General features: G+C 54.0%; 12 protein-coding genes. 5 read left to right on the top strand and 7 right to left on the bottom strand.

Annotated features, from left to right (window positions below; translation table 11 throughout):
• The first annotated feature begins 49 nt into the window (after positions 1 to 49).
• Positions 50 to 1,237: an MFS transporter gene (locus tag K5D32_RS07660; protein WP_221593267.1), complete on the top strand. Its 1,188-nt coding sequence runs from the start codon at positions 50 to 52 to the stop codon at positions 1,235 to 1,237.
• A 67-nt stretch (positions 1,238 to 1,304) separates the two neighbouring features.
• Positions 1,305 to 1,709: a DUF2251 domain-containing protein gene (locus K5D32_RS07655; protein ID WP_221599668.1), complete on the top strand. Its 405-nt coding sequence runs from the start codon at positions 1,305 to 1,307 to the stop codon at positions 1,707 to 1,709.
• A 357-nt stretch (positions 1,710 to 2,066) separates the two neighbouring features.
• Here the strand turns inward: K5D32_RS07655 and K5D32_RS07650 are convergent, their stop codons facing one another.
• Complete coding sequence (locus K5D32_RS07650; RefSeq protein WP_221599666.1) at positions 2,067 to 3,638, bottom strand: DUF4041 domain-containing protein; 1,572 nt, start codon at positions 3,636 to 3,638, stop codon at positions 2,067 to 2,069.
• Between the two features lie 564 nt (positions 3,639 to 4,202).
• Here K5D32_RS07650 and K5D32_RS07645 point away from each other — a divergent pair.
• Together K5D32_RS07645 and K5D32_RS07640 are read left to right on the top strand one after the other, a co-directional pair.
• Positions 4,203 to 5,630 (top strand): DUF1963 domain-containing protein, encoded by a 1,428-nt coding sequence (locus tag K5D32_RS07645; protein ID WP_221593274.1) that lies wholly within the window; start codon positions 4,203 to 4,205, stop codon positions 5,628 to 5,630.
• Between the two features lie 128 nt (positions 5,631 to 5,758).
• The gene (locus tag K5D32_RS07640; RefSeq protein ID WP_221599665.1) at positions 5,759 to 6,220 is read left to right on the top strand and encodes a hypothetical protein; all 462 of its coding nucleotides are present in this window, start codon (positions 5,759 to 5,761) and stop codon (positions 6,218 to 6,220) included.
• On the opposite strand, the gene K5D32_RS07635 is transcribed toward K5D32_RS07640, so the two are convergent.
• The 5 genes from K5D32_RS07635 to K5D32_RS07615 all read right to left on the bottom strand — a co-directional run bounded on the left by K5D32_RS07635 (position 6,217) and on the right by K5D32_RS07615 (position 9,727).
• Positions 6,217 to 6,537 carry a hypothetical protein gene (locus K5D32_RS07635; protein WP_221599663.1) on the bottom strand — a complete coding sequence of 107 codons (321 nt, stop codon included), beginning with the start codon at positions 6,535 to 6,537 and terminating at the stop codon, positions 6,217 to 6,219. The two genes, K5D32_RS07640 and K5D32_RS07635, sit on opposite strands and share 4 nt — an antisense overlap.
• 92 nt (positions 6,538 to 6,629) lie before the next feature.
• Positions 6,630 to 7,037, bottom strand: coding sequence for an NUDIX domain-containing protein (locus K5D32_RS07630; RefSeq protein ID WP_221578295.1), 408 nt, complete (start codon positions 7,035 to 7,037; stop codon positions 6,630 to 6,632).
• Positions 7,037 to 7,615: a TIGR00730 family Rossman fold protein gene (locus K5D32_RS07625; protein ID WP_221578294.1), complete on the bottom strand. Its 579-nt coding sequence runs from the start codon at positions 7,613 to 7,615 to the stop codon at positions 7,037 to 7,039. The genes K5D32_RS07630 and K5D32_RS07625 overlap by 1 nt, the downstream gene beginning before the upstream one ends.
• Positions 7,616 to 7,719: 104 nt before the next feature.
• The gene (locus tag K5D32_RS07620) at positions 7,720 to 9,000 is read right to left on the bottom strand and encodes a cytochrome P450 (protein WP_221599661.1); all 1,281 of its coding nucleotides are present in this window, start codon (positions 8,998 to 9,000) and stop codon (positions 7,720 to 7,722) included.
• A gap of 211 nt (positions 9,001 to 9,211) precedes the next feature.
• Positions 9,212 to 9,727, bottom strand: coding sequence for a hypothetical protein (locus tag K5D32_RS07615; protein WP_221599659.1), 516 nt, complete (start codon positions 9,725 to 9,727; stop codon positions 9,212 to 9,214).
• Between the two features lie 250 nt (positions 9,728 to 9,977).
• On the opposite strand from K5D32_RS07615, the gene K5D32_RS07610 reads away from it, so the two are divergent.
• Entirely contained in the window at positions 9,978 to 10,481 is a 504-nt protein-coding gene (locus K5D32_RS07610; protein WP_260407288.1) for a hypothetical protein, read from the top strand.
• A 97-nt stretch (positions 10,482 to 10,578) separates the two neighbouring features.
• Here the strand turns inward: K5D32_RS07610 and K5D32_RS07605 are convergent, their stop codons facing one another.
• On the bottom strand, positions 10,579 to 11,007 hold the full coding sequence (locus tag K5D32_RS07605; RefSeq protein ID WP_221599658.1) for a hypothetical protein: 429 nt from the start codon (positions 11,005 to 11,007) through the stop codon (positions 10,579 to 10,581).
• Positions 11,008 to 11,342: the final 335 nt, after the last annotated feature.

Below are 11,342 nucleotides of genomic sequence, written 5' to 3'. Positions count from 1 at the left end.
CGGTCATATCTGCTTAGGGTAGCGCGCTTTGTTTTGCTTCGAGATTGTCATGACCAACCGCTCTAAACTACCGCCTACCGTCTACCTGCTGGGTTTGACGATCTTCACACTGGTCACCGCAGAGTTCATGGTGGCCGGGATGATGCCGGCGCTGGCCGACTCATTCTCGGTGAGCCTTGCCCAGGTCGGTAACCTCATTGCCTTTTATGCACTGGGCATGGCACTGGGCGGGCCGCCTGTCATGGTGCTTCTGGTTTCCCGCAGCATTGGCAACAAGCCTGCACTCATCGGGCTATTGGCTGTGTATGTTGCTGCCGGAGTACTGGCATCAGCGGCGCAAAGCTACGAAATCCTGCTGTTGGCCAGAGTCATCATGGGCGTGGCCAGCGCCGCCTGTATCGGATTGTGCATGACGATATGCGCCGGGCTTGTACCGCCTGAGGCAAGGGGGCGGGCGGTATCGGTTGTCCTGGGTGGACTCATGCTTTCACCTGTGGCCGGCGTGCCCATGACCAACATTATTGAACACGCTTATGGATGGCGTGCGAGCTCATGGCTGATCGTTGCGTTAGCGTTGGTATGTACATTCCTGGTCGCAACCAGGCTGCCTCATGGCGGAGCAGACAAACAGCCAGCTCTACGCCAGCAATTGGGTGATCTCAATAACCTCAGCCTTTGGGGCGCTTACCTTACCAGCGGCCTGATCATTGGATCGACTTTCTCGGCGTTCAGCTACATCACACCGATTCTCATCAAGGAAGTCGGTGTACTTCCCGGCTATATAGCGCCTCTCCTGGCGCTTTATGGCGTGGCCAATCTCGTGGGCAATATATTCGTTGGGCGCATTGCTGACCGCCATACATTCCCGGCATTGGGCTGGGGGCTGGCTCTGTTGGTCCTGGCCCTGACCGGCTTCGCCCTGGCCGGAGAGCATCAGTGGTTGAATGTGGTGTGCTTCATCACCATCGGTTTGACAGGTGTTGCGCTGAACCCGGCCATGGCAGCGCGAGTGATGAAAGCCGCCGAACCGGGCGCGCTGGTGAATACACTTCACACCTCAGTCATCACCGCAGGCCTCGCTTTGGGTAGCTGGGCGGGCGGAGAGGCGATCAATGCCGGGTATGGTTTGCGTGGACCTTTATGGGTCGGCGCGGGACTGGCGTTTTTAGGGTTGATTAGTGTGGTGTGGCCATTGCTGCAGGACTCTTCGGCAACGAGGTCCTGTGCTCAAGGTTGAGAGGGTTTATGGCGTTTGGCATGATTCAGTGCTTCAAACATCAAACCCACACGTAAAGGAATACTCGATGCCAATCTATCTGGCGGCCGAATCAGAACTGCATGTAGGCCAAGGCTCAGTCACAGAAGCACCTGCGGCAGAAGGAACTTACGTTGTTGTATTCGAAGACGACGAAGGCACTGGCTATTTCTACGCCCTGGACACAGCAGTAGAAGGCAACCCGATTCAGGACGCGCTGCATATCTACAACGCCGAGGACGTTTCAGACAAAGAAAAACCCTCAAGCGTGAAGATTGGCTGGTCCATGGATCACAGCAAGGCCGTGTTGCTGATCAATGATTACCCGCACGCCATATTCGATTTCACGGCGAAACAAGGCTATTGCCGCACAGGGTTCCCGCCAGCAGTTGGCAATGGTTGGTCAGAGCGTGGACACGAATGGGATGATGCGGCGCTGGAATTGTTTGCGTGAGAGCTAGGTTGGATTTCGCGAGATAGCATCAGTACGGTGGTTCGTGGTGATGTTTTTCTCGCAGGTGAGAAAATCTGGCTTGGGTAGTGGGATTACCCGTTGAAAAGCACCAGTAGAGTGTTCCATGCTTTATATATGATTGTTCGCATAATGTGTATTATGTTAAATAATGTACTATACAAGAAAAGACTCCCTTGCTGGCGGTACCTACAAGTCGGAAACTCAAAACGCGCCAATCGCGTTTTGTTGGCACGGCTGTCGTGAACCAAGCCGCCGATACGCGGCTTGGCACTACGGCCTTCATCCTCACACGCATTTGCTGACAAAAATGCCGACGCAAGTCTTGTGAGCAAATGCTCAAACAGTCTCCAAGACCGCCTCTTCTTCCTGCGCGATGGTTTCTTCGACTGCCAACTGGTGCTTAGTCCACTCAGCAGCGACTGCTGGGTTTTCACGAATCTGCTCTTCGATCCGAAGGGTTTCACGATACTCGAGTGCTTGGGAGATCATCGTCCACTGAGTTTCGACGCCGAGTGATTCAAGCTCCTTGCGGATGGACAACAGATCGATCCGGAAAAACTCCTTGCGAGGATTCACTTTATTGACCTGCTCACGCAAAAAATGACGATGCAGTTGTTTTTCCAGACCTGGCGCGTCGTCACTGAAGATCATAGCGTGTACATCAAACTCAAACGGGACGCTTGCGTCGCCCAGCTCACGGACACGATCCAGTGGCTCAAGCCTGCGAGTCATTCCAATCTTGAAGATTTCCTCTCCGAATGATCCAGTATTGGAGATCACGTAAACGTGACCTGCCCGTGTTTGCTGGGCCATCGACAGAGCACGCTGATTTTTCTCTTCAGCAGCTTTCAGTTGGTCTTGGAGCAATGCCAGGCGAGTCTCAAATTCGGCCCGCTCTGCGGCGTTAGCTGCGGCAACCTGCTCCTGAGCTTTCTCCAAAGCTTTGCGCAGCGTCGTTTCTTCCTTGGCGGCGTCTTTAATGGCTCGCTCGTATTCACGGCGAGCCTTTTCTTCCTCACGCATCTGTTCACGCAGTTGTCGCTGCTCTTCGCGCTCTTGATCTTTCAGCAGCTTCGCAGTGACACCCCAGCGCAGTTCTTCGAGACGAGCCTTGAGGTACTCCTCGTTCACCCGAGCATTACGGAATGGAGCGCCCAGTTGGTTGACCACTGCTGCAGCGTCAAAGATTTCCTGTTCGAGCTTGCCGTGATTATCTGACTTGGAGCGAGACAGTATCGAGTCGACCTTGCCGTTGAAGGCGTCGGTCACAAATCGAATAGCGGTTTCCCGGCGATTCGCTTCGGCGTAATCACAGCTGGCCGCCCTGCTCGTTTTCACCAGAACCTTGGTGTGTTCACGTGCCTCTTTGAGTTTCTGTCCAGCTTCGGTGAATCCAAACTCCTCAGCCAGGTCGTCCAGGAGATGGTAAGTCGGGACGATATAGGCATCGCCGTAACCTTCGATGATGTTCTTCATGGCTTTGGCGGCATCGGCATATTGCTTTGCCTTGCCCATAGCTTCCATGGCGTCGCCGGCGATTTTTTGAGCGCGTTCGTTCGCTGTCGCTACAATCTTGTCGGCATCGGCGATAGCTTTGGCCAAGCGGTTTTCTGCCTGCTCGACCCGGGACTGAGCAAGTTGAACCAAGCGGGTGCGTTCCGCGTTGGCTTCAGCGGAAAGACGTGACGCCTCTGCCTCGACATCCATGATCCCTTTAAAACGTTCAAGCTCGTGGATTCGCGCTTGAAGCTGTTTCCGGAGCTCGTCGATTTCGGCTTCAGTTTTCTCCAGGTCGTTTTTTCTAGCGTTGAGCTGCAGGCTCAGTTGAGCAATTTTGCCGTTCGCCTTGGTGTTTTTTATCAAAAGTATGAACGCGGCTATGCCTGCAATTACGGCAATGATTTCCATATGAGATTGTCCCTTCCGTAGGAACCACAGTTTCTACGGCACTACGTTAATTGAAGATATGCACGACACTCGTGCGCGACTCTGCGAAGGTTGTACCGAATAAAATCTGCTCAGCGCCTAGTGATTACGAACATGATGGATTCCGATTCCGTTTTTTGGCGTGGCAAGCTTACAACTCAAAATAGCCTAATGCCATCACTTCCACTGCGTTGCTTGGTCTGCCGCCGGAAGCAATTGATCGGATGAGCCCATCGTCCCCGGCCAATTAACCCGATCAGCGTCTATCAGGTTTCGAGGGACGGGCCATCGCGATCGGCGTTGATGTAAAAACTTCTCTCGATATATAGGCCGATTGATATTGGGGCAGCGTGATATCGGCCACTGGGTCAATTCAATGTCAGCGCGAACAGTGAACTCGCGAAAGAAGCCTGCACCGCAGTAGTACACCTGTGCTATCGGCAAGCATCAGCAATTCGATTATTGTTTTACCTTAAGCCCATGGCATCACGCCCGGCACCTGCCCAACTTTTATAAAAGTCGCGGCCAGGGCGATTGGCATATCGCATGCTGAAATGGCAACTCGACTGGCACTGCAACACAGCCCTAACGCTTTGCAACGTGGAGGTTCAGGAAGTGGCAGCTCAAACACAGTCCCCCTATGACGCGAGCCTGCGCGACCACCAGGTGGAAGCCGAGCTTGAGGCGCACATCCACAAACACCGCAAAACCGGCATTGTGCTGCAACGGGTCTATCCACCCACCGCGTTCCCCAAAGTACGCAGCCGTCTGGGCGGTTTACCGCAATTGCCACAGACTTTTGAATGGCCGGTAGGTGCCAGTTACGGTGAGTCGACCCCTATGCATTTCCTTGCCCAGATCGATTGCGCGGAGTTGCCACGTGTCGAGTCGCTGATGCCAACGCAGGGTATGTTGTTCTTCTTTGCCGTAAACGACGAAGAACAGATTTGGAATACAGACGCTCCCCAGGAAAGTGTCCGGGTCCTGTATGCGCATAACGTGCCCGAGGACCAGCCCGCGCGCCAAGCGCCGGAAAATCTGCGCCCGATTCAGGACGTGAAGACAGTGGACAGCTCGTATGCGGGACAAGACTGGTTGCTGCCCGGTGAAAGTGGCCCGCGGGTCCACGTCCAGTGGCCATTGGTTGCACGGCGGATGGAAACCTGGCCATACGATATGCCGACGCCAGAAGACGGCTCAATGCCAGACATTACGGCCTACCACCGGCGATGGTCCGAACTGAGCCTCGGAGCAGCCGTGGCAGCGACCGGGCTAATGCCCAACGCCGACCCAGTTTTCCATTGGGAGCAGCCGCTGTCCCAAACCTGGAAGTTCCCTGCCCAGTGGTTGCGCTATCAGCTTGATTTCCCCCAGGTGGGTATCATGATAGATCGCCTGGCACGTATCGTAGGCAATGCCCGAAGCAAGAAAACACGCAGTTTCGTGGCTGATCAGGATGTATTGGACTGGGTGGATCGCGCGAGCAGCATCGGCTGGGAGAGCGCTCCTGATGAGGCCTCGAGGGAGGCGTTTAGAAACTGGGTCATTGAACAGATCGGGGATGAAGACGCCACGCTCACCGACAGAGCGATGGGACGTGTATTCACAAAAGGGCTGCTGGCCTCTGTTGCCTATGTCTCGGGTTCACCTGACGCAGCGCGGTTGATTCCATTGCAGCTCTATCGTGACCTTGAAGGCGAGCACTTGCCGTATGTGGAAAGTCATCGCAAGCATGCCGATGGACGAAAGTATTGTGCCGAGGCCAGGGTCCACCAGATGTTGGGGCACGTTCCACTGTTGCAGGGCACTATGCCTGATATCGAGGGGGAGCCATTATGCCTGCTGCAGCTCGCCTGGGATCCTGCCATCGACCTCAGGTTTGGGGATTGCGGCCAGGCGACTTTCTGGATATCCAGAGAAGACCTGGCGGTCCAGAACTTTGATCGCGTGGCAGCGGTGGTTGAATCACATTGAGTCAAATAAAGTGAGCCATTCACTTTCCGTCCTGAGTTGCCTATCCCTTGAACACCCCGTTATTGAACGCAGAGCGTAATGTTCGTGCGCTTAGCATGGTATTGATCAGCATTGAAAGAGACTGCCAGATGAAAAAGAGAATTGGCCTGTGCGTCGCAAGCCCCCTGCTGCTTGCCTTCACGCTGAGCGTGAGTGCCGGAAACGAAGATATACCTGCAGGCTATTCCAACTTTGGGTTTGCCGAGCGCTGCGACGATGAAAGTGCAAAATTGACCACGCTTGAGGACATCGCGTGTTCAAGCGATAGCCTGCGAGCCCAGGACAGTAAAATGCTGGCACTGGTCGAAGATGTGAGGTCAGAAACAAAAGGCGTGGACGGTGAAACCGGTAAGAACATAGACCCGATGGGCGCACAACAGAAAGAATGGCGCTATGCCTTGGCTCACGCCTGTAAAGACGCTATATGCCTTACAGTGGCCTGCGATTCACAAAGAATGGTCGGAAGCGCTGTGATCAATACGCTTGTTCAATGGGCGCCCCGTAGCGACCATTCAATCGACAGCGACAAGCGCGGCCGCGTGCCCGTCTAAAGATTTCGAAGGGTTCCTCTGGCCCAGTCAGCATAAGGAGTATCAAGAACACGCCGTCGGTTGTAATCAGGACTGCCATCGTTCCACCACACAGCGCCTCGCTCACCGAGCGCCACCTTGGCAGCGTTGACTTTTGAACGAGCCGTTTTGAGAAGACCAGGATCGCCAGAGGCCTTGGCCTGTTTCACTTCTCTGCGTGCGCTCATGAGTTCATGCACCAGACGCTGCCGCTCATCCTCGGAAAGCGATGGATTAGAGCACCGCCAAAGCTGTCCTTTGACAACAAAATAGCGACCGTCCGGTGTTGTCGGATGCATGGACTTTCAACGCTCCTTTCCACTGTTCCTCACGCCATAAGACCAAATCAGCCGATCAAGAACAGGCTGCACCCTCCTCCTCTTTTACGGAATCAGGCCATTTCGTTGCGCAAAAGCGGTAATGCTGTTTGAGTCGCAACCGTCAAGAGTGTTGGCAATGTCTCCAGAGAGAACCAGCCTATAGCTGAATGTTTATCCGGCTCGACCAGGCTGGGTTCTCCTTCAAAGCTCGACACCTTGTAAACGGGCGCTACCCAATGGATTCTTTTATCTGAATCGATTTGATCGACCACACAAAGGAGGGTCAGTTCGTGAAGCTGGATCCCCAGTTCTTCAGCGATTTCTCTGATGACGGCTTGCTCGACCCGCTCAAGAAAATCCACTTTCCCGCCAGGCAAGCCCCAATATCCAGCTTCAGGCTCTTTCCTGCGCTGGATCAGCAGAATACGCCCATCGCGCACTATTGCTGCGCCGCATCCCAGTCGAGGCTGTTCAGACACTATTTATCCTCCCGTTTTATCCATTTAGTCACTTTGGGCGGATGGTAGCTGAGCACTGCGTTCAGCAATTTATCTATATCTCGCTCGACGATGAGCATTTCGCGGTGCTCCGGCCTGAGAAAAGCTTCGTTCACAATGTGGTCGAGGAACGAGGTAAGACCATCGTAGAAACCATGAATGCTCAGCAAGGCACAGGGCTTTGCATGCTGGCCTAGCTGTGCCCACGTCCATACTTCGAACAGTTCTTCTAATGTGCCTATCCCACCGGGCAAAGCGATGAAACCGTCAGACAACTCAGCCATGAGTGCTTTGCGATCATGCATTGAATTGACAATTCTGAGATCACTCAAGCCAGTGTGCGCTAGCTCCTTCTCGGCTAAAAAACCAGGCAAAACGCCAATCACTTCCCCACCACTTGCCAGCGAAGCGTCAGCGACTGCTCCCATCAAGCCTACGGAGGCGCCGCCGTAAACCAAACCAATACCGGATTTCGCGAGAGTTTGCCCCAAGCGGGTAGCAGCCTCCATGTACAAGGGCAATCGCCCAGGGCTTGAGCCTGAGAAAATACAAAGTCGCATCCGCTCTCCAAACTTCTGATCTGCTAATACTTGAGGTGCAGCATATCAAGCCAGTGAGGCCTGATCACACAGCGGGATCATTCTCCCCCAAAACCCGTCAACACTCATGCAACTCGAACAAACCTGACCCGGGCCCGCTGCGGGCGCAGAGAAAACCACCCACGTGGCGTCAGTTCCCCGTCGTGCACGATGTCCCAGTGTTCCACCCAGTAGGCCAATGCGGCAGCAAGATCGATCATCGCCATCGCTGTTCCGGGGCAGGAACGGTCGCCCAGGCCGAACGGGAAATAGGCGCCGCGCGGCCACGTTGCTGGGTCCATAAAGCGCTCTGGGCGGAACTCCAGAGGCGCATCGAACCAGCGTGGGTCCCGGTGTGTGATCCAGCTGGAAATCATAACGACGTCTCCACGCTTGAGCGAATGGCCGGATACTTCGATGTCAGCACTCACCTGTCGCGGAACAAGGCCGTAGGCCGGCGGGTAAAGACGCAGGCATTCCTGTAGCACTGCTCTCAATAAGGGGCAGTTGCGCAGGTCACCGAGCGAACGGATTGCTGTCCAGTCGATTGGTGCCAGTTCGGCCCGCAGTTGCTTGCATAATTCCGGACGCTGCGCCAACAGTAGCAGACACCAGGTCATGGTGACGCCAGTGGACTGGTGCGACGCCATCAGCAGTGTGCAGAGCTCATCACGCATCTCGACGAGGGGCCGAGGCGAATGTTCCACAACTTCGTCGACCACTGCTCGCAATTGCCCCAGTGCCCAGCGTTTTCGCGGGCAGAGTTTGCTCGGAAACCAGTGCCCCAGCGGCAGACCGGTGGACATCTCCAGCAACGCCACCCGCGACAGCAGGCGAACCGCCTTGGCTATCCGGTAGGCCGCCGGCTCCAGGTCTACATCGAACAGGGCATGACCGCTGAGGGTGACGCTGAATGCTGCCATTTCCAGGTCGAGATCATACTCGCGCCCCTCCTCGATCCGGTCTGCCCACTGCGCAGCAAGGCGGCGTACATCACTGGCCTGCGGCGCAACAAGGTGTGGGCGTACCGCCTTGCGCTGTGCCTGTGCCGGCTCGCCTTCACGCATCATGAAGCTGCGTCCATTCCATTGCTTGAGCATGCACAGTGCCGGCGTCCAGCGGCGTAGATTGTCACGATGCTCGACCATCAGTTCGTGCACGGCTTGCGGATGGAACAGGCACCATACACGCTGCGGGCCCATGCGCATGACCGCCACGTCCGGCTGCATAGCGTGCATTTTCTGCAGCCAGGCCAGCGGGTCGCGCTGGATCTCCAGCCAGTGGCGCAAGCCCGCACGGTTATCACCGACCCAGGGTATGTTGGCCAGCCGACGACGGATGGGGCAATTCGGATTGGCTTCGAGCATGGCTCTGACTCGCTGCGATCCCTTGTTCAGGGCCTTATTCGGGATGAGGATATTACCCTACATGGCCTTTCTCAGAGCTCCGATATCGTCGTGGGCTTTTTCAGTTGCCGGATGCCTATAGAGCCGCAGCCAACATGCAGCGATTACAGAACCTCCAGGTGTGTCACTCTCTCCCCTACCATCGTCGTGGATTGCCTATTCGCAACAGGCTTTATTTAGGTGGCGTATTAATTGCCGGCCCCCACAGCGCCTTTTTTGTAAAATCCGCCAAGGTAGTCACGCTCATGTTCCCGACCTTGATCATGCTGTTAGATCGCCGAGAGCCGGCCTGGCACACAAAGTCATAAGGCCGTTCCATCGAGCTTCGGGCAACCGGGTTCCAATGACTATTGGTAGGTTCTGCGGTGATCTTTCCCGAGCGCATCTGGGCGTTCGCTGCCTCGACACGATACTGACCGGCCTTGCACTGAAAGGAAATCCTGTGCATGACGTAAGAGGGTTTGTCCTCTGCTTCATATACATGAACAACGTCGACTGAGCGGGCGGCCTCCTCTGCCGTTTTCGAGCTGATATCTGCCACAGAAATAGCATCTGCATACATGACTTGCCGCTTCGGCTGTTCCCCGCTTCCGAAGATGAGCCACCAGTCAGATGGTGATGCAACTGCCAGTCCTGGAAAGATAACAAGTGGCGAAAAAACCGCCAGAACCAAACCGTATTTATACACCCGTCATTACTCCTGCTGCTATTGACAAGAAGATTTAAAAAGCCTGATTTGAGAACGATAGTCTCATGCCTCACCCAGTCATCAATAGCACATCTGTACTATAGGAGCTTCTTGTACAGCTCCACTAAGCTACCTCAAGAAGCGAATGTACAGTAGCAATTGCACATCTTCAGATAACCGTCGGCTTTCAGGCTGCCGAAGCTCTCGTGCAAAAAAATCAACACGACTCTTACTCTCAGAGGTAGCGGACATGGGTACTTATTGCCAACTTGTAAAGCTGAAAGGCTTGGCGGCTGCAGGAATGTTAATGATGGCCTTGACGGCATGCTCAACCGATGGAAGTTCATTCGCCGGACTGGACTCTTTAACCGGCGAGGCAAAGTACGCGCCTGAATTTATCAAAAGCAATATTGTAGTTGGCAAGTCAACAAAACAACAGATTCGCGAAAAGTTTGGCTCACCTTCAGATGTGAGTGACAACCTGGGCAACGATACCTCGGAATGGCTTTACGATCGCAGCGAGTCGCAGCTGGGCAAGCTTACTGACATGGCCTACAAGTACACCACCCGGTATGGGGCTCAAGGCTCTGCCAGCACCATCATTTCAAGCCAGAACCAGGTGGGTGATGCTCAAGAGATCATGAATGATGCCGGTACACTCTCTGGCAGCAATGCCCCAGGAAAAAAGGTGAAAATCAACAAGCTGTATGTTGAGTTCAGAGGTGATGTCGTGCGTGCGTTCAGAACCTATTAAGCACAGGGCGATGCCTTTACCTTTTGGAAAAGGCATCAATCCTTGTGATCTTGCGAATCTATCCTCGTGAGTGGCACTGAACGTCTGGAGCAGTAAACTAGTTGATTCCCCACTTATGCAGCGATCCCGTATTGCCCATTCCCATGAAACCACAGCCCTTGGTTTCGTAATACTCGATGATATCTTTGGAGTTAACGGTCATATTGACTGAACAGGCGGTATATTTACGCTTCGTCGTGTAAGTTTCTACGTGTTGCGCGTAACCTCTGGAGGTGTCGGTATAGGTGCCGGCAGGCTGCACATGATCATAGTACCCTTCATTGCTCACCCACTCATAAAAGGTATACTCAGGGTTGCTGATTGAACGAGTGATATATCTCGGATTCCCCATTGACGGAGCCAGTCGCTCTACCGCTTCACTGACATTCTTGCCCACCAACTCACTGGCTATGCTTCTCTCTGGATTGATCGTGCTGCAACCCGAAACACCCATAATCAATATCGCCGGGATAACTAATTTATTCATGACTGGTTTTGCTCGCAGAAACGAAGTTTTATTAAATGCCTACAAAAAGCTAAAACGTAATTACGATAAATCCAGAAGATACCCGTTGCCAGACCGTTAAAAAATAGTACACATGTGCTATTTTTTAGGGCTTGCCCCCGGTATAACCTTTATAAGTAATGATCGAATATGGCGTGTGTTCTATGCTCTATCGCCTGCTGAAAACGCTGGCTTTTGCATCAGTGCGGTCATTTTCTTCAGGCCCAGGCCAGTCTCCAGGAATAAGCGCTAACCAGGATAAAAACAGAGTATGGACACTGCATACGTCAGAACAACAAGGCCTCGTGAAGTAACAA

The organism is Pseudomonas cichorii (genome assembly GCF_019719005.1).
Classification (GTDB): Bacteria; Pseudomonadota; Gammaproteobacteria; order Pseudomonadales; family Pseudomonadaceae; genus Aquipseudomonas; species Aquipseudomonas cichorii_E.
Note: the sequence above shows the minus strand (reverse complement) of the source record. Positions and strands in the feature narration are given on the sequence as shown.